Origin of the sequence: Streptomyces sp. ALB3 (assembly GCF_044385685.1) — a bacterium.
In the GTDB taxonomy this organism is placed as follows: domain Bacteria; phylum Actinomycetota; class Actinomycetes; order Streptomycetales; family Streptomycetaceae; genus Streptomyces.
In genome coordinates, this window is sequence record NZ_JBISCE010000027.1 from 480,543 (window position 1) to 498,059 (window position 17,517).

A 17,517-nucleotide genomic window follows, 5' to 3' on the forward strand; every position below is an offset into this window, starting at 1 on the left:
CCCGGGGGCCGCTGCCCTCACCTCGCAGCGTCAACCGCTGTCCTTCACACCTGAGTTGCTGTGGCAGACTTCGCAGGTGGAGCGGTCCACCCCATCTGCAACGGAGCTCGTCATGACGACTGGGACACCTCACCCCCCGATCGACACCAGCAGGCCCCACTCGGCACGCGTCTACGACTCCCTGCTCGGCGGCAAGGACAACTACCCGGTGGACCAGGCGGTGGCCGAGCACCTGCCGGCCGAGGCCAAGGCCGGGGCGTTCCAGAACCGCGCCTTCATGAACCGCGCGACGGCCTGGCTGGCCGGCGAGGGCGTCAGCCAGTTCCTCGACATCGGCACGGGCATCCCGACCGCGCCGAACCTGCACCAGATCGCCCAGGAGATCAGCCCGCACGCACGCGTGGTCTACTGCGACAACGACCCGATCGTGCTGCGGCACGCGGAAGCCCTCCTGATCAGCCGGCCGGAGGGGGCCACGGACTACGTGCACGCGGACGTGCTCGAACCCGAGACCATCATCGGGGCGGCCCGCAAGGTCCTGGACTTCGACCGCCCCATCGCCCTCTCGCTCCTGGGACTCCTCCACTTCCTCCCCGACGACCAGGACCCGCAGGCCATCGTGCGCAGGCTGACGGCCGCGCTGGCTCCGGGCAGCTACGTCGTGCTGTCCCAAGGCGCGTCGGACGTGAACCCCGAGCGCGGAGAACAGGGCGCGGCGGAGTACTGCAAGGGCGGCATCCGGCTCGCGCTGCGCACCCGAGCCGAGTTCGCCCGCTTCTTCGAGGGCCTGGACATCGTCGAGCCGGGCCTGGTGACGGCTCCCGAGTGGTTCCGCGGCACGCCGGCCCCCGAGCTCGAGTTCAGCGGTGTCTACGTCGCTGTCGCCCGCATCCCGTAGCACCGGTCCGGAAGGGGACGCCCTCATGGCGGAAGGCCACCACCACCACCCGGCAGCCGAGGCGTTCGACGCCATCGGCGCCGACTACGAGACGGCCTTCGCCGGCTCGGCCGCGCACCACGCCTCGCTCGGCCGGCTGCTGGAGCGGCTGGCGCCGCACAGCGCCGTCCTGGACGTCGGCAGCGGAACGGGCCGCCCGACCGCCCAGGCGCTGGCGGCCGCCGGACACCGGGTGCTGGGTGTCGATGTCTCGCCCGTCATGGTGGAACTGGCTTCCGAGCGCGTCCCCGGGGCCTCCTTCCGCTGCGCCGACATCCGTGAGCTCCCCCTGGCGGAGGAGAGCTTCGACGCTGTCTGCGTCTACTTCTCACTGCTCCAGATGTCACGCGACGAGCAGCGCTCGCTCGTGTGCCGCCTGGCGGGGGCGCTCAAGCCGGGCGGCCATCTCGTCCTGGCGACCGTGCCACTGGACGTGGAGGGGGTGAGCGCCGTCTTCATGGGCCAGGAGGTACGGGTGACCAGCTTCGGCCCTGACGCGTTCAGGGCGCTCGTGACCGGGGCCGGGCTCAGCGTCGTACGGGCGCAGGAGACGGTCTTCACGCCGTCCCATCCGGGGGCGGTGCCCGAACCGCACCTCTTTCTGGACTGCCGCCGGTGAACCGGCCTCCTCCGGTCACCCCGGCCCGTCCAGATCCGGCTGCATCAGTTGCTCCGTCCAGATGACCTTGCCGCCGTCGTCGGTGTAGCGGGTGCCCCAGCGTTCGGCCAGCTGGGCGACGAGGAACAGTCCCCGTCCCCCCTCGTCCATGCTGGCCGCCTGGCGCAGATGGGGTGAGGTGCTGCTGCGGTCGAACACCTCGCAGATCAGCGTCCGGTCGCGGATGAGCCGTACGCGGATGGGGCCGGTGGCGTAGCGGATGGAGTTGGTGACCAGTTCGCTGAGGATCAGCTCGGTCGTGAAGGCCTCCTCGGCCAGGTTCCACTCCATGAGCTTGCGGGACACGTCGGAGCGGACTCCGGCGACCGCCGAGGGGTCGGACGGAACGTCCCACTCCGCCACGTCCTCGGCCGCGAGACAGCGGGTGCGGCCGACGAGGAGCGCGATGTCGTCGCGGGCCCTGGCGGGCACCAGGACGCGCAGGACGGCCTCGCAGGTCTCCTCCGGGGTCCGGTCGGGATGGCCGGACAGCGTCTCGCGCAGCAGTTCCAGACCTTCGTCGATGTCGCGGAGCCGGTCCTCGACGAGCCCGTCCGTGTAGAGCACCAGCCGGCTGTTCTCCGGGAGGCGCACGTCGAGGGTCTCGAAGGGCATGCCGCCGAGCCCCAGGGGCGGGCCGCCGGGCACGTCCGCGAAGACGGCCTCGCCGTCGGGGCTGACGATCACCGGCTGGAGATGGCCGGCCCGCGCCATGGTGCAGCGGCCGGACGCGGGGTCGTAGATCGCGTAGAGACAGGTCGCCCCGGTGACACCGCCCCCCTCGGAACCCTCGGCCGACTCGTCGAGATCGATCCGGGCCACGAGCTCGTCCAGATGCCACAGCAGTTCGTCGGGGGGCAGGTCCAAGGTGGAGAAGTTGTGGACCGCCGTGCGCAGCCGCCCCATGGTGGCGGCGGCGTGGAGTCCGTGGCCGACCACGTCGCCGACCACGAGCGCGACCCGGGCGCCGGGCAGCGGGATGATGTCGAACCAGTCACCGCCGACACCGCCCAGGCCTCCCAGCCCCGCCATCGCGGGGAGGTACCGGTAGGCGGCGTCGATGGCGCTCTGGTCGGGAAGGCCCTGCGGCAGCAGGCTGCGCTGGAGGGTCACCGCCACGTTGTGCTCGCGCGAGTAACGACGGGCGTTGTCTATGCTCACCGCGGCTCGGGCGACGATCTCCTCCGCCACGGACAGGTCCTCGTCCTCGAAGGCTTCGGGTCGCTGCGCCCTCCAGAACATGGCCACGCCCAGGATCACTCCCCTGGCCCGCATCGGGACGGCGATCATGGAGTGGAACCCGCACGCCACGAGGCGTGCGGCGCGTTCGGGGTCGGGCTCCTGCCAGCCGGAGAGCTGTGTCAGGTCGGTGTCCAGGACGGCTTCGCCCCTGAGCAGGCCCGCACCGATGTCGGTGCCGGGCGGGAAGCGGATCACCGAGCCCAGCGTGTGGAGTCCCGTGTCCTCGCGGGGCCCGCTGAACGCCGAGCGGCGCAGTCCGTCGGTGGTGGCGCGGGCGGCCGTGGGTTCCTCGCCTCGCAGCACTCCCTCGGCCAGGTCCACGGTGGCGTAGTCGGCGAACCTCTCCGTGGCGAAGTCCGCCAGTTCCTCGCACGTCCGTACGACGTCCAGGGCGGTGCCGATCTCGGTGCCCGCGTCGTAGAGCAGCTTCAGCCTGCCGCGCGCCATGGCGGCGCTGCCGGTGAGGGCCTGCAGCTCCGTGGTGTCCCGCAGGGTCGTCACGCTGCCGGGAGGCCCGCCGTTCCTGTCGGTGGCCCGTTGGCTGACGGCCAGCAGCCGGCCACCCACGGAGTGCACCTCGTCGGTCGCCCTGCGCCCCGAGGCCAGCAGCGCGGTGGTGACCGGGCCCAGCCCCAGCTCGGGTACGGGCGTGCCCTCGGCGCCCGGAGGGAGGCCGAGGAGCCGTCGCGCCTCGTCGTTGGCGAGCAGCAGCCGCCCGTCGCCGCCGACGATGACCACGCCCTCCCGCACGGCGTGCAGGACCGCGTCGTGGTGTTCGTACATCCGGGTCATCTCGGTCGGGCCGAGACCGTGCGTCTGACGTTTCAGGCGTCTGGTGACCAGTGCGGTGCCTCCCGTGGTCAGCAGCAGTATCCCGGCGGCCGAGCCGAACAGGAGGGGGAACTGGTTCTCGACGACGCCGCTCACGTTCTTGATGGTGATACCGGCGGACACCAGCCCCACCACCTCGCCGTTCGCGCCGGCCACGGGCACCACGGCCTGGACGAGAGGACCGATGGTTCCGTCGACCTTCTCGGTGACGACACGGCCGTCCAGGGCCGGCTCCACCTCGCCCACGAACTTCTTGCCGATCCGGTCGGGAAGGGGGTGGGTGTAGCGCACGGACTCCAGGTTCATGACGACGAGGAAGTCCACTCCGGAGCCCTTCCGCGCCGCCTCGGCCTTCGGCTGGAGCACGGCGGTGGGGTCGGGGCTCTCCAGGGCCGCTTCCATGCCCGGGCTGTTCGCGAAGGTCTCGGCCACGGCGACCGAGCGGTTGCGGGCCTCGCGTTCGCTGTCGGCGCGGGACTGCAGCACGAGCGCCGTCACGGATGCCGCGACGAGCAACACCACGATCGCCACCTGCAGGAGGAAGACCTGACCAGCGAGGCTCCTGATGCGCAGGAACGACCGCGGGCGGCCGTAGCGTCCGGCCATGTCCCCCTTTCTACACGGCTTCCCGCCTCCTCGCCGCCCCGCCGGCCTCGTGGGACATCGGATGCGGCCACCAGACACGCGGTCCGATGTCCAGGAAGAGGGAGGTGACCAGCACGGACCGCACGACGAAGGTGTCGAGGAGCACGCCCAGCGCGACCGCGAAGCCGATCTCGGCGAAGGCCACCACCGGGAGGGTCCCGAGCGCCGCGAAGGTGCCGGCCAGGACCAGGCCGGCCGAGGTGATGACCGCCCCGGTGGCCGCGAGACCGGTGACCACGCCGGCGCGGGTGCCCTGGTGCAGGGCCTCCTCACGGATGCGGGTGGTCAGGAAAATGTTGTAGTCGATGCCGAGCGCCACGAGGAACACGAAGACGAAGAGCGGGAAGTCCGTCGTCTCGCCCGCGTAGTCGAAGACATGGCGGAAGACGAGCGCGCTGACACCGAGCGCGGCCGCGAAGGACAGGACCACTGTCGCGATCAGCAGCAACGGCGCCAGCAGGGAACGCAGCACCAGAGCCAGGATGATCAGTACGACCAGCAGCACCAGCGGGATGATCAGCAGGTTGTCGTGGCGGGTGGCGGCGTCCATGTCGAGCGCCGCCGCCGTGTCGCCTCCGACCTGCGCGTCCGCGCCGGGAATCCGGTGCACGGCCTCCCTGGCCCGCTCGACGGTCCTCCTGGCCCGTTCACTGTCGGCGGCGTCGCTCAGGGTCGCCTCGAAGATGACCCGCCCGTCGTGCTCCGGACGTGCGCCGGGCGGTACGACCAGCGATCCCGGGACCACCCCTCGGGTGGCCTGGACGGCGGTGCGCACCTGGGCGCTCCGGTCCGCCGCCGCGATCACGACGAGAGGGCTGCCGCTCCCGGCCGGGAAGTACCGGTTCTGGATCTCCTGTCCGGCGATGGAGTCCGGTCTGCCGGTGAAGGAGTCGGCGTTGCTGAGACCCGCCGCTCGCAGCTGGACGAGCCCCAGGGACAGGGCCGCGAGCACCAGCGCGGTGGCCACCCAGTACCGGCGCGGACGCAGCGCGAGCCGGTGTCCGGTACGCGCCCAGAACCCGTGCTCGGTGGGCTCGGGGCTGCCGAAGTGCGGGACGACCGGCCAGAAGACCCAGCGGCCGAAGATCACCAGGAGGGCCGGGAGGAGCGTCAGCATGGCGACGAGCGCGACGGCCACCCCGATCGCCGCCACCGGACCGAGGCCCCGGGTCGAGTTCATCTCGGCGGCCAGCAGCACGAGCATGCTCAGCAGGACGGTCCCGCTGCTGGCCAGCACGGCGGGCCCCGCCCGGTGCAACGCCCGTGCCATGGCCTCGTGCCGGTCCTCGTGGCGTCGCAGTTCCTCGCGGTACCGGGCGACGAGGAGCAGGGCGTAGTCCGTGCCGGCGCCGAAGACCAGCACGGTGAGGATGCCCGCGCTCTGCCCGTTGACGGTGAGGCCCGCGTGCGCCGCGAGGAGGTAGATGAGGGCCTGAGCGGTGAGGAGGGCGGCGACGACCGCGACCACCGGCAGCACGAGCAGGGTCGGACTGCGGTAGGTGATCAGCAGCATGACGATCACGACGGCCAGGGCGGCGAGGAGCAGCGTCGAGTCGATGCCCGAGAAGGCCTCGGACGAGTCGGCCGCGACCCCTCCCGGGCCGGAGATGTGGACGCTGAGCCCTCCGCCGCCGCTTCCCACGACGTCCCGCACCGAGTCGACGGCCGGGCCGATGCGCTCCCAGCCCTTCTCGTCCATGGTGACCGGTACGAAGATCTGGGCGGCGGCCGGGTCGGCCCCGCGGGAGTAGAGCGGACCGCGGGTCTCCTCACCCCGTACGCCGTGGGCGCGCAGCGTCGTCAGCTGCCGCACGTCCTGGGTGATCCGGCCGCGGTCCGCCGCGGTCAGGCCGCCTTCACGCGCGTACACCACGACGGTGGTGATGATCTCGGGCCGGAAATCCATGGACTCGTCCCACACCCGGGTGGACTCGGCGCTGCTCGGCAGCCAGGAGGTGGCGTCGTTGTCCTGGGCGTCCATGAGTTTCCCGGCGAGCGGCGCCGCCAGGACGAGGACGATGAGCCAGAACACCACGACGAGCCACTTGGTCCGCCGTCCGCACAGCAGCCGGGCAACTTCGCGCATGCCGCTCCCCCGCCTCGTCCTGTTCCGTGGCGGCGACAGTAGGGGGCACGGGTGCGGGCGGGCCGGCGACATGCCGTGGGCGCCTTCCGCGGGCCCCGGTCGGACCAGCGCGGTGTTCGGGGCCCGGGCAGGAGGGCCAGGGGTGTGGAGACCGTCCGGCGCCCGTACGGATGCCGTGCCGTCCGTACGGGCGCGGACCCGGTGCCGGGGCCTACTGTCCGGCGAGACCGGTGTGCGCGATACCGCGGACGATCTGCCGCTGGAAGAACGCGAAGACGATCAGGAGCGGCATCCCCGCGATCACGAGCGAGGCCATGATCTGGGCGTAGCGCACCCCGAAGGTCGACTGGACGTTGACGAGGCCGACCGGCAGGGTCATGCCCCCCGGGTCGGTGGTGACGAGGAACGGCCAGAGGAAGTTGTTCCAGGTCGAGATGAAGGTGAAGATCGCGACGGCCGCCAGGACGGGCCGGGACAGCGGTATGACGATCGTCCAGAACACCCGCCAGCGTCCGGCGCCGTCGACGAACGCCGCCTCCTCCAGTTCCCTCGGTACGCCTTCGAAGAACTTGACCAGGATGAACACCATGGCCGGCACGGCGACCTGGGGCAGGATCACGCCCCAGTAGGTGTCGACGAGGCCCAGCTGGACCATCTCGCGGAAGAGGGGCGCGATGAGCACCTGAGGGGGCACCATGATGCCCGCGAGCACCAGCCCGTAGAGCAGTCGCCGGCCGCGGAAGTCGGTGCGGGTGAAGCCGTACGCCGCCATCGCGCACGTCACGACGGTCAGCAGGGTGGTCATGACGGAGATGTAGGCCGAGTTCAGGAGCCAGATCATCAGGTCGCCCGACTCCCAGACCTTGCTGTACGCGTCGAAGGTGACGCGCGAGCCGACCCAGGAGAGCGGTGTCCTCGTGGTGTCGCCCTCCGGTTTCAGGGAGGTGGCGACGGCCCAGGCCAGCGGGAGGAGCCAGGCCGCGGTGAGGAGCAGGGCGACGACGAGCAGGAGGACCCTGCCGGGCGCCCACCGCGGGCGGCGTCCCCCGGCGTCCGAGGACCGCTCGGAGCGTGCGGCCGGACGGGTGGTGACGGTGGCGGAACCGCTCACTTCGCGGCCTCCTCAGCTCGGCGCCGGGACAGCAACGGCTGCACCAGGGAGACGGTCAGGATCAGGGCGAAGAAGATGTAGGAGACGGCCGACGCGTAGCCGATGCGGTAGCCCGTGAAGCCCTGCTGGTAGACGTACTGGAGGATCGGCCGGGTGGACTCGTCGGGGCCGCCACCGGTCATGATGTAGACCTGGTCGAAGATCTTCAGCGAGGCCAGCACCTGGAGGACCACGACCAGACCGGTGGTGCGGCGCAGCATCGGCAGGGTGATGTGCCGGAGCCGGTTCCACGCGCCCGCGCCGTCCAGTTCCGCGGCCTCGTACAGGTGCGCCGGGATGGCCTGGAGGGCCGCGAGGTAGAGCAGGAAGTTGAAACCGACGGTCCACCAGACGGTGGTCGCCACGATGCTGAGCATGGCGTACCGCTCGTCCGTCAGCCAGCCGATCTCCGGTGTCAGTCCCACGGTCGCGAGCATCTGGTCGGCGAGACCGAAGCCGGACGGCAGGATCATGTTCAGGAAGAGCAGGCAGACGACCCCGGACGGCAGCAGGAACGGTGCGAACCAGCTGAGCCGCCACAGCCACTGCACCACCCGCAGCTGGTGGGCGATCAGTGCCAGCACGAGACCGACGACGACGAGGGGGACGGTGGACAGGACCGTGAACCAGACGGTGTTCCACAGCGACGACCACACCTCGGGGTCGCGCACCGCCTCGGCGTAGTTGTCCAGGCCGACGAACTCCCCTTCGGCGCCGGTGATGTTCTCGCTGGTGAGACTCATGCCGAGGCCCGATATCAACGGCCAGACCAGGAACACGGCGTACACGAGGAAGAAGGGCGCGATGAACACGAGACCGTGCTCGGTCCACTTCCTTCGCACGCTGCGGGCCGGACGTCCGGCCCGCTCGGCCGGCTTCGCCGTGGGAGCCGGTGCCGCCGCGGTGGTGGACGTCATGAGGAGGCTCCCGGAAGGGGGTTGCGGGTGTCGAGGAGTTTCCGCAGCCGGGCCTTGGCCTCGGTCAGGGCGTTGCGCGGGCTCCGGGAGCCGGTGAGAACGCCTGAGAACACGGCGCCGAGCTCGATCCACAGCCGGGAGGCGGAGCCGGCGAACCACGCGGGTTCGTCCAGTGCCACGTCGTCGATCACGGTGCGGTATTCGGACTGCGGCTTGAGAGCGAGGTAGGCCGGATCGTCCAGCACCGGGAGGTAGGCGGGCACGTGGCCGCCCTCGGCCCAGGCCACGGAGTTCTTGAGCATCCAGGCGACGAGGGTGTGGGCCGCCTCGTTCGGGGCGCCGCCCCGGTCCTCCTGGTGCGGCAGGACGAAGGCGTGGCAGTCGGCCTGCGTGGCCGCGGTGCCGAAGAGCGCCGGGATGCGGGTCATGGAGAAGGGGAGCCCGGTGTTCTTGAAGGTGCTGATCTCCCACTCGCCGTTGAGGTGGAAGGCGGTCTTCCCGCCGTTGAAGACGCCGACGGATCCCGGGTAGTCGACGCGGCGCACCATCAGCCCCTCCTCGACGAGCCCCGCCAGGTACTCCAGCACCCGCAGCGCCTTGGTGTCGTCGAGCGCCAGGCGTTTCCCGTCCGCGGAGAGCACCGTGCCGCCGGTCTGCGCGTAGAAGCTGGAGAAGAGACGCCACGGGGTGATGCAGTCGGGCCCGAGCGTCTCGGTCACCAGACCCGGCTGCCCGGTCGTCTTCCTCGCGGCCCGCAGCGCGTCGGCGAACTCCTGCGCGCCGCTGACCGGTTTGAGCCGGCCGCCCGCCATGAGTCCGGCCTTCTCGCAGATCTCGGTCTGGTAGTAGAGGACGAAGGGGTGGGTGTCGAGCGGGACGGCGTACTGCTTGCCCCCCGTCCGGCCCCGGCGCCAGATGTCCGGCGGGAAGTCCTCCTCCCGCACACCGTGTTCGGCCAGCAGGCCGAGGTCGAACGGGTCGAGTAGCCTGCCGGGCGCGAACCCCGCGAGGCGGGCGAGGTGCAGGGCGGCGAGCTCGGGGGCCCGGCCACCGGCACCGGCCATGCCGAGCTTGGTGTAGTAGGGGGCGCCCCACTGCAAGGTCGAGGCCTCCAGGGCGATGTCCGGGTGCCCGGCCCTGAAGCCGTCCAGCATTCCCTGCATGTTGACGCCGTCACCGCCACCGAACAGGTGCCAGTACCGCAGCAGGGTCTGTCCCGGACCTGCGGCGGTCGCGGGCGCGGCGCAGCCGGACAGTGAGCCCAGGGCTCCGGCGGCGGCCAGTGCGCCGGCACCGCCCACGAGGGCTCGGCGCCGGCTGAGGAGGGGTGGTTGCATGGCGGCTCGTCTCGGCTCGTCTCTGAGATGCGGGGACGGGTGAAGGAAGGGGCCGCGCGTTCGAGATTTCGACGCGTGCCCGCCACTTCGGACGGGACCGTAGGCGCGGGGAATCGCGGCGTCAATGACTCGCGCTGAAATTGCGAACAATGTTCGGCAGATCGAACGCACTCGCCCTTCTCGTCCGCTCGCCGGACGACAGGAACGCCCGCGGGCGGGCATACGCGAGGAGATATCGCGAGGATGAGCGCACATTTCTTACTGGGGGGTAGGCCCGCCCGGCATCCTTGCTATACCTTCCGTCTAACAAGCGGGAAGGAAAGCCGCCCCACCAGGGCCGGCGCCGGTCCGTCGCCCGGCGCTGCCCGGCATCTCCGGTACCGCGTACGGCACATGACGGCCAATCAATTTTTTTCACATGTGACAGCACCAGGGACATCACTGACGAACCGAGGAGCCGCACCATGGCAAGCAGCACCGTTCGACCGGATGCCGAGGACCGCCCGCCCGAGGACCACCTCACCCGACGCCTGCTCGATTCGGCCGCCACCCTGGCATACGACCCCGCCACCGAGGTCGACTGGGAGACTCCGCTGGACAAGGAGTTCCACGGTGCCAGCCCCGAGTGGAGCACCCTGTACGGCACCGCCTACTGGGGCGAGCTGACCGAGGCGCAGCGCAAGGAACTGACGCGGCAGGAAGCCGCTTCGGTGGCCAGTACCGGCATCTGGTTCGAGATGATCCTCCAGCAGATGGTCCTGCGTGACGTGTACGCCAAGGACCCCACGAGCGCGGACGTCCAGTGGGCGCTGACCGAGATAGCCGAGGAGTGCCGGCACTCGATCATGTTCGCCCGAGGCGCGCAGAAGCTGGGGGCTCCGCCCTACCGGCCGCACCGCCTCGCCGTCGAGCTGGGACGCGCCTTCAAGACACTGGCGTTCGGTGAGGCGGCGTACGCCGCGATCCTCGTCGCCGAGGAGGTTCTCGACGTCATGCAGCGCGACTGGATGCGGGACGAACGCGTCGTCCCCTTCGTGCGCACCATCAACAACATCCACGTCGTCGAGGAGTCGCGCCACATGAAGTTCGCCCGCGCGGAGACCCGCAAGCACCTCAGCGGCGCGGGACCCGTACGCCGGCGCATCAACGCACTCGTCATCGCGATCGCGTCGTACGTCATCGTCACCAGCATGGTGAACAAGGACGTCTACGCCAACGCCGGCCTCGACGGGAAGCGCGCCATCGGTGAGGCGAAGGCCAATGAGCACCACAAGTCGATGATGCGGTCGAGCTGTTCGGGCCTCATGGACTTCCTGGCCTCGGCCCGCCTGCTCACCAAGCCCGCCCTGGTGTTCTACAAGCGTGCCCATCTGATCTGAGCGGACGACATGACCTACGCCATCACCCAGACCTGCTGCAGTGACGCCACCTGCGTCTCGGTGTGTCCCGTCAACTGCATCCATCCGACGCCCGGGGAACCGGACTTCGGTCGGACCGAGATGCTGTACATCGACCCGAAGTCCTGCATCGACTGCGGCGCGTGTGCCGACGCCTGCCCGGTGGACGCGGTCTTCCCGGTGGACAGCCTCCCCGCCGCGCAGCAGGAGTACGGGCCGCTCAACGCGGCGTACTTCGCGGACCGGGAGCCGGAACAGGTGCGGCAGGGACCCAACTTCCACGTCTGGGGCGAGCCGTCCTTCACACGCAGCCTGCCGTCGGACTTCGCACCGCTGCGGGTCGCCGTGGTGGGCACCGGACCGGCCGGGATGTACGCCGCCGAGGACCTGCTGCTGCACACCGGCGCCGAGGTGACGCTGATCGACCGGCTGCCCGCCGCCGGCGGGCTCATCCGCTACGGGGTGGCGCCCGACCACCTGTCGACGAAGAAGGCCGGGGACACCTTCGCCAGGTTCCACACGCATCCGAGGGTGCGCATGCACCTGGGCCTGGAGGTGGGCAGGGACGTCACCGCGGAGGAGCTCGCCGCCCATCACGACGCGGTGGTCTACGCCGTCGGCGCGCCGGCCGGACGCAGGCTCGGCATCCCCGGCGAGGACCTGCCCGGCAGCATCTGCGCGACCACGTTCGTCTCCTGGTACAACGCCCACCCCGAGGTCGCCCCGGATGCCGTTGACCTGGCCGCGGAGCGGGCGGTCGTGGTGGGCAACGGGAACGTCGCCCTGGACGCGGCACGGATCCTGGTCTCGGATCCTGACAGGCTCGCCGCCGGCGACATCGCCGGCCACGCCCTGGAGGCCCTGCGCTCCGGCTCGGTGCGTGAGGTGGTGCTGCTCGGGCGGCGGGGGCCCGGGGACGCTGCGTACACGAGGTCCGAGCTGCTCGCGCTCAGGCATCTGGCCGGAGTGCGACTGGTCGTCGACGACCACGACCCGCGGACCGGTGCGGCGATCGACGCCGCGGGCCCCACCGACCGGGCCGCACTGCTGCGGGACGTTCCCCGGGAGACGGTGGACTGGTCGCGTCCGCCGCCGTCGGGGCGCCGGATCGTGTTCCGGTTCCACTCCTCACCCGTGGAGGCACTCGGTGACGGTGGTGTGACCGCGCTCCGGGTCACGGACGGTCCTGACGGCACGGCGGACGCGAGCAGCCGGGAGATACCGGCCGGGCTGGTGCTGCGCGCCGTCGGCCAGCGCGGGCTGCCGGTCGCCGGACTGCCGTTCGACGAAGCGACGGGCACCGTCCCGCACGAAGGCGGCAGGGTGACAGGCCTGCCGGGGACCTACGTCGTGGGATGGATCAAGCGCGGCCCCTCGGGCGGCATCGGGGCCAATCGGACCTGCGCCGCCGAGACCGTGGGCACACTGCTGGGCGACGCCGTCGACGGGGCCCTGCCGGTGCCCGCCCATGGCGCGAAGGCGTTCCGGCGGCTCGTGCGGCGCCGTAACCGGCGGATCGTCGACGCGCGCGGCATGGCCGAGATCGAACGGGCCGAACTGGCCCTCGGACGCCGCGACGGCCGACCCAGGGTCAAACTGGCCACGCTCCCCGAGCTGGTGGCCGCAGCGAGGGGCGGCCGTCGGAGGATCCCCGGCTGAGCGTCTGCCCGCCCACTGAACGGCGCCGGTGGGCGGGCGGCAAGCGGAGCAGAACCTTCCGGCAGCACGGTGCCGGGCGGAGGGGCAGCCTCGGAGGAGCGCGGTGATCTCGCCCCCGGTTGCGCGAGGCGGGCCGGGCGCGCCATCGGCCCGCGCTCCATCAGCGAGTCGGGCTCCTCGCCCATCCTGACCGCGGTGTTCGACAGCGGGGCCGACGTGACGTTCCGCGCGCGCTCGGTCCCGCCCGGTGGATGACGCCGCCCGCGGTCCGGGGCGGTGAACACGCGGTCGTCGCGCACGGTGCGGACCCGGCCCTGACCGCCGAGCCGGCGGCGCTCCCCGACGCCCCGGCAGAGCGAGGGAGCCGGCCGAAGACGGCGGTGGCACGGACCACCACGTCGGCCTTCGACGTGGCCCCCTCCCCCGTGACCGGTGCCAGGCGTCCCGGCGGCCTCGGCCACGCCGGAGACGTCCAGGTACCGCAGGCGCTCCCTCCCGAACGCCTTCTCCCGGTACGGCGCGCGGCGGAGGGCGTCGGTGAGCCGGCGGGATCCAGGTGGACCGCACCTTCGTCAAACCGCGCCGCCGAGAGGACCTTCACTGGCTGAACGACTGTCAACTGCGCTTGAACCGCCGGGGATTACATGCTTAGGTTAGGCTTCCTTTACTAAGCATCGTCCATCGTTGTTCCGAGGAGGAATCCGTGCGGGTCGTCATGTTCGGCTATCAGACGTGGGGTCACCGGACCCTGCGGGCGCTCCTGGACTCCGCACATGACGTGGTGCTGGTGGTGACGCACCCCCGGAGCGAGCACGCGTACGAGAAGATCTGGAGCGACTCGGTCGCCGATCTGGCCGAGGAGAACGGCGTGCCCGTGCTGATCCGCAGCCGGCCCGACGACGAAGAGCTGCTCACCCGTCTCAAGGAGGCGGAGCCGGACATCATCGTGGCGAACAACTGGCGTACGTGGATCCCCCCGCACATCTACGGCCTCCCCCGGCACGGCACTCTGAACGTGCACGACTCGCTGCTCCCCGCGTACGCGGGCTTCTCACCGCTGATCTGGGCGCTCATCAACGGCGAGCGCGAGGTGGGCGTGACCGCGCACATGATGGACGCGGAGCTCGACGCCGGCGACATCGTGGTGCAGCGTGCCGTGGAGGTGGGGCCTGCCGACACCGCGACGGACCTGTTCCACAGGACCGTCGAACTCATCGCCCCCGTCACCACGGAGGCACTCGACCTCATCGCCTCCGGGCACACGGACTTCACCCCGCAGGACCGGTCCCGGGCAAGCTTCTTCCACAAGCGTTCCGCCGAGGACATCCGCATCGACTGGAACTGGCCGGCCGAGGACCTCGAACGTCTCGTGCGCGCGCAGTCCGCCCCCTACCCCAGCGCCTTCACCTACCACCGGGGCAGGCGCCTGGAGATCTTGAAGGCCGTCCTGTCCGAAGGCCGTTACGGCGGCACCCCGGGCCGGATCTTCTACCGCGAGGGTGACGGGGTGGTGATCGTCGCCGGTGCGGACGCCCGGACCGGCCGCAACCGTGGTCTCGCCGTCACCCGGGTACGCACGGAGGACGGGGAGGAGATGTCCGCGACCGAGTACTTCACCTCGATGGGCGGCTACCTCACCGGCCGGCCATGACCATCGGGCCTCCTCCCGGCCGCCGCGTCACGTCAGGAAGAACGATGCAACAGCCGAGCTCCCCCGGGACGGCCCACGAGCCCCGTCCCGCCGGCATGACGCCGTCGAGCGTGCTGGACCTGAACGCCTATCTCATGTACGCGACGGGCAAGGCGGCGCGCCGCAGGCTCACCGACACGCTGACGGCCCACGGGCTGCGCCTGTGGCATCTGACGATCCTCGCCATGCTGGCCGACACCGGCCCGCTGTCCAAGGGCGGTCTCGCCTCCCGGCTGGACATGAACCAGAGCGACCTGACCAGGACGGTCACCGACCTGGACGTGGCCGGATACGTCGAGTGCGCCCGGGACCCCGAGGACCGCCGCCGCATCGAGGTCGCCCTGACTCCCGCGGGCAGATGTGCCCTGGCACGCCTCGACGCCGCCGTGTCCGCCACCGAGGCGGACCTCCTCGCGCCGTTGACGCGCGAGGAGCGCGACCGGTTCGCGTCCCTGCTGCGCCGCGTCCACGCGCACCTCGAACGGGACCGGGCGGCGGGCGGACCCGTCACCACCGCTGAGCCGGTCCAGGCCGCCGGGCCGCGTTCGGGCGGCCACCGGCGCCCGGCATCCCGCCCCTCCCTCCGAGGGGCCCGCTCGCGCGACCCGGGGGCGGGCCGGCTCTCACCGCCGCGGGCATGACCGGGCGCGGGGCCGGCGGGACGACACCGGAAACGGCCTCCGACCGGCGCCCCGCGCCCTGCGCCCTGGAAGGCGCCCTCCGGCCGCTCCCCGGCCCGGGGTGGGGCCGGTGCCCTCTCAGGCGCCGGCCTTCGACTGGGCCTCGGCGGCCGCGCGGTACAGCCGGCGCAGTCGCACCACACCCAGGTCGTGCTGGTAGAGGTTCTCGCGCTGGTCGGCGTCGGCCGGCATGCCCTCCAGCATCACGCGGTCCTGCTCCAGGACGTCCCAGTGGCGCTGTTCGATCAGGGTGCGGTACAGGAAACGCCAGGAGGCGCGCTGCCAGTCCTCGACCCGGCGGTAGCGCCAGAAGAAGACGCCGCTGCGCCGCTCGTCCACCGGGCAGACCATGCCGACGATGCCGAACGGCCCGCCGGGGCCGGCCGACGGCGGGTACGGGATGGAGAGGTCGACCCAGTCCACCCCGGTCCGGCAGAGCTCCACCCAGTCGAAGTTGACGCCGCGCTGGTCGGTCTTCTCGAAGAAGTAGCCGCGGTCGGTCTCCCGGATGCGGAACTTGGCCGTCGTGTCACCGTCGAACATCGTGTGCGAGTCGTGGTGCAGGAAAGCGCCGTGCATGGGGTCGAGCAGGTTCTCCACGGCGTACCGCCAGGGCGCGTTCCACTCCGCGTAGCAGAGGAAGGCGTCCACCTCGGGGTCGGTCAGCGGCTCGGGGAGAGTCAGCTCGGCGGGCTCGGGGTGCTCCTCGTCCCCGAAGTAGGCGAGGATCGCGCCCCCGGCCTCGCGCACCGGCAGGGAGGTCACCAGCTTCTTGCCCTCCAGGCTGCAGCCGGGCAGCCCGGGGACCGAGGAGACGGTGCCGTCGGGTTCGACCTCGACGCCGTGGTACCAGCAGGCGACCCGGTCGCCGAGGTGTTTGCCGAGCGACAGCGGTGCGCCGCGGTGCGGGCAGCGGTCCGCGAGCATGGAGAGGGCTCCGTCGGAGCGCCGGAACAGCAGCCACTGCTCACCGAGCGCGGTCACCTTGCGCATGGCGCCGGGGGCCACGAAACGGGAGGGGACGACCGGATGCCACTGGTTGCGCAGACCGGTGGCGTAGATGTGGTCCGCGGTGGCGGAGGACGACAGCGTCATGGTCAGGCTCCCAGTCGGTTCATCTCGGCGCGGAAGGTTTCCTCGGTCCACGGGCTGCCGTCGGCGGTGTGGACCTGGCGGGCGTTGAGCCCGCGCACGACGTCGGCGAGCTCGTGGCCCTCGCGGGTGAAGACCTCTTCGAGGGTGGCGGCGAGTTTGTACTCGTAGGGGGTCGGCTCGTGCGTACGGGACTGGTGGACGTGCAGGTAGGGCCAGGTGTCGGTCACGGTGTCTCCTGAAGGTGCGGGGGAAGGTGTCACAGATCGAGGACGAGCCGGCCCGAGGCGCACCGTGAGACGCAGATCATCATCGTGGCGCCCGCGGCCCGTTCGGCCTCGCTGAGGAGGAAGTCGCGGTGGTCGGGGGTCCCTTCGAGCACCCGGGTCTCGCAGGAGCCGCAGATGCCGTCGCGGCACGAGTTGTCCACGGTGAGTCCGGCGCTCTCGGCGGCCTCCAGGACCGAGGTGCCGGCGCCGACCGTGAAGGTCGTCCCCGAGGTCCGGCATTCGACCTCGAAGACCTCGTCGTCGCCGGCGTGCTCCACCGTGGGAGCGGCGAACCGCTCCAGGCGCAGCCGGTCAGCGGGGCAGCGCTGTTCGACGGCGGCGAGCAGGGGCTCGGGGCCGCAGGAGTACACCAGGGTGTCCGCCGGCAGCCCGGCGAGCACGGAGTCGAGATCGATGTGGCCGTGTTCGTCCTGGGGGACGAGCGTGACGTCACCGCCGAGCGCGTCGATTTCACCGGTGAACGCCATGGAGGCCCTGCTCCTGCCGCCGTACACCATGCGCCACCGGGCTCCCCTGCGGGCGGCCTCCCGGGCCATCGCCAGCAGTGGGGTGATGCCGATCCCGCCGGCGACGAACACGTAGGAGTCAACGTCTTCCAGCGCGAAGTGGTTACGCGGCTCGGAGACCGTGATCTCCTGGCCCGGCCGCAGCTGCGTGTGCACGAAACGTGAACCGCCCCGCGAGGCGGGCTCGTTGAGAACGCCGATGCGGTAGACGTCCTGGGTGCGCGGGTCGCCGCACAGGCTGTACTGGCGGACCTGGCCGCCGGCGTGGACGTCGAGGTGCGCGCCGGGGGTCCAGGCGGGCAGCGGTTTGCCGTCGGGGTGGGTCAGTTCGACGGACAGGACGCCCTCGGCCTCCCAGGTCATACGACGGACGGTCAGCCGCAGCGATTCCTCGCTCATG

14 protein-coding genes are annotated in these 17,517 nt (G+C 71.3%); 6 read left to right on the forward strand and 8 right to left on the reverse strand.

Translation table 11 applies throughout. The annotated features are described in order from the left end of the window. The first annotated feature begins 112 nt into the window (after positions 1-112). The gene (locus tag ACHFIV_RS17305) at positions 113-898 is read left to right on the forward strand and encodes an SAM-dependent methyltransferase (protein WP_398969285.1); all 786 of its coding nucleotides are present in this window, start codon (positions 113-115) and stop codon (positions 896-898) included. Positions 899-923: 25 nt separating this feature from the next. Then, positions 924-1,556: a class I SAM-dependent methyltransferase gene (locus ACHFIV_RS17310; protein ID WP_398969287.1), complete on the forward strand. Its 633-nt coding sequence runs from the start codon at positions 924-926 to the stop codon at positions 1,554-1,556. Positions 1,557-1,571: 15 nt separating this feature from the next. Here the strand turns inward: ACHFIV_RS17310 and ACHFIV_RS17315 are convergent, their stop codons facing one another. The 5 genes from ACHFIV_RS17315 to ACHFIV_RS17335 all read right to left on the reverse strand — a co-directional run bounded on the left by ACHFIV_RS17315 (position 1,572) and on the right by ACHFIV_RS17335 (position 9,803). Beyond that, positions 1,572-4,274, reverse strand: coding sequence for a SpoIIE family protein phosphatase (locus ACHFIV_RS17315; RefSeq protein ID WP_398969290.1), 2,703 nt, complete (start codon positions 4,272-4,274; stop codon positions 1,572-1,574). Between the two features lie 10 nt (positions 4,275-4,284). After that, the gene (locus ACHFIV_RS17320) at positions 4,285-6,399 is read right to left on the reverse strand and encodes an MMPL family transporter (RefSeq protein ID WP_398969293.1); all 2,115 of its coding nucleotides are present in this window, start codon (positions 6,397-6,399) and stop codon (positions 4,285-4,287) included. Between the two features lie 211 nt (positions 6,400-6,610). Continuing rightward, positions 6,611-7,510: a carbohydrate ABC transporter permease gene (locus ACHFIV_RS17325; RefSeq protein WP_398969296.1), complete on the reverse strand. Its 900-nt coding sequence runs from the start codon at positions 7,508-7,510 to the stop codon at positions 6,611-6,613. Continuing rightward, the gene (locus ACHFIV_RS17330; RefSeq protein WP_398969299.1) at positions 7,507-8,466 is read right to left on the reverse strand and encodes a carbohydrate ABC transporter permease; all 960 of its coding nucleotides are present in this window, start codon (positions 8,464-8,466) and stop codon (positions 7,507-7,509) included. The genes ACHFIV_RS17325 and ACHFIV_RS17330 overlap by 4 nt, the downstream gene beginning before the upstream one ends. After that, positions 8,463-9,803: an extracellular solute-binding protein gene (locus ACHFIV_RS17335; protein ID WP_398969302.1), complete on the reverse strand. Its 1,341-nt coding sequence runs from the start codon at positions 9,801-9,803 to the stop codon at positions 8,463-8,465. The genes ACHFIV_RS17330 and ACHFIV_RS17335 overlap by 4 nt, the downstream gene beginning before the upstream one ends. 464 nt (positions 9,804-10,267) lie before the next feature. Here ACHFIV_RS17335 and ACHFIV_RS17340 point away from each other — a divergent pair, with 464 nt between their 5' ends. The 4 genes from ACHFIV_RS17340 (at position 10,268) to ACHFIV_RS17355 (ending at position 15,190) form a co-directional block, all read left to right on the forward strand. Further along, positions 10,268-11,182, forward strand: a complete 915-nt coding sequence (locus ACHFIV_RS17340; protein ID WP_398969305.1) for a diiron oxygenase — start codon at positions 10,268-10,270, stop codon at positions 11,180-11,182. A 9-nt stretch (positions 11,183-11,191) separates the two neighbouring features. Continuing rightward, complete coding sequence (locus ACHFIV_RS17345) at positions 11,192-12,859, forward strand: FAD-dependent oxidoreductase (RefSeq protein WP_398969307.1); 1,668 nt, start codon at positions 11,192-11,194, stop codon at positions 12,857-12,859. A gap of 703 nt (positions 12,860-13,562) precedes the next feature. Continuing rightward, complete coding sequence (locus ACHFIV_RS17350; RefSeq protein WP_398969310.1) at positions 13,563-14,510, forward strand: methionyl-tRNA formyltransferase; 948 nt, start codon at positions 13,563-13,565, stop codon at positions 14,508-14,510. Between the two features lie 44 nt (positions 14,511-14,554). Continuing rightward, the gene (locus ACHFIV_RS17355) at positions 14,555-15,190 is read left to right on the forward strand and encodes a MarR family winged helix-turn-helix transcriptional regulator (protein ID WP_398969313.1); all 636 of its coding nucleotides are present in this window, start codon (positions 14,555-14,557) and stop codon (positions 15,188-15,190) included. A 117-nt stretch (positions 15,191-15,307) separates the two neighbouring features. Here the strand turns inward: ACHFIV_RS17355 and ACHFIV_RS17360 are convergent, their stop codons facing one another. Genes ACHFIV_RS17360 through ACHFIV_RS17370 form a run of 3 tightly spaced genes read right to left on the reverse strand, consistent with a single transcriptional unit; the run spans position 15,308 to position 17,516 of the window. Further along, complete coding sequence (locus ACHFIV_RS17360) at positions 15,308-16,324, reverse strand: Rieske 2Fe-2S domain-containing protein (RefSeq protein WP_398969316.1); 1,017 nt, start codon at positions 16,322-16,324, stop codon at positions 15,308-15,310. A 2-nt stretch (positions 16,325-16,326) separates the two neighbouring features. Continuing rightward, positions 16,327-16,551 carry a recombinase-like helix-turn-helix domain-containing protein gene (locus tag ACHFIV_RS17365; protein WP_398969319.1) on the reverse strand — a complete coding sequence of 75 codons (225 nt, stop codon included), beginning with the start codon at positions 16,549-16,551 and terminating at the stop codon, positions 16,327-16,329. Positions 16,552-16,580: 29 nt separating this feature from the next. Then, complete coding sequence (locus ACHFIV_RS17370; RefSeq protein ID WP_398969322.1) at positions 16,581-17,516, reverse strand: PDR/VanB family oxidoreductase; 936 nt, start codon at positions 17,514-17,516, stop codon at positions 16,581-16,583. Position 17,517 lies beyond the last annotated feature (1 nt).

Excerpts from the sequence above, each read along its gene's own strand:
- ACHFIV_RS17305 (WP_398969285.1), top strand. The coding sequence starts at position 113 with ATGACGACTGGGACACCTCACCCCCCGATCGACACCAGCAGGCCCCAC.
- ACHFIV_RS17310 (WP_398969287.1), top strand. The coding sequence starts at position 924 with ATGGCGGAAGGCCACCACCACCACCCGGCAGCCGAGGCGTTCGACGCC.
- ACHFIV_RS17315 (WP_398969290.1), bottom strand. The coding sequence starts at position 4,274 with ATGGCCGGACGCTACGGCCGCCCGCGGTCGTTCCTGCGCATCAGGAGC.
- ACHFIV_RS17320 (WP_398969293.1), bottom strand. The coding sequence starts at position 6,399 with ATGCGCGAAGTTGCCCGGCTGCTGTGCGGACGGCGGACCAAGTGGCTC.
- ACHFIV_RS17330 (WP_398969299.1), bottom strand. The coding sequence starts at position 8,466 with ATGACGTCCACCACCGCGGCGGCACCGGCTCCCACGGCGAAGCCGGCC.
- ACHFIV_RS17335 (WP_398969302.1), bottom strand. The coding sequence starts at position 9,803 with ATGCAACCACCCCTCCTCAGCCGGCGCCGAGCCCTCGTGGGCGGTGCC.
- ACHFIV_RS17340 (WP_398969305.1), top strand. The coding sequence starts at position 10,268 with ATGGCAAGCAGCACCGTTCGACCGGATGCCGAGGACCGCCCGCCCGAG.
- ACHFIV_RS17345 (WP_398969307.1), top strand. The coding sequence starts at position 11,192 with ATGACCTACGCCATCACCCAGACCTGCTGCAGTGACGCCACCTGCGTC.
- ACHFIV_RS17355 (WP_398969313.1), top strand. The coding sequence starts at position 14,555 with ATGCAACAGCCGAGCTCCCCCGGGACGGCCCACGAGCCCCGTCCCGCC.
- ACHFIV_RS17360 (WP_398969316.1), bottom strand. The coding sequence starts at position 16,324 with ATGACGCTGTCGTCCTCCGCCACCGCGGACCACATCTACGCCACCGGT.
- ACHFIV_RS17370 (WP_398969322.1), bottom strand. The coding sequence starts at position 17,516 with ATGAGCGAGGAATCGCTGCGGCTGACCGTCCGTCGTATGACCTGGGAG.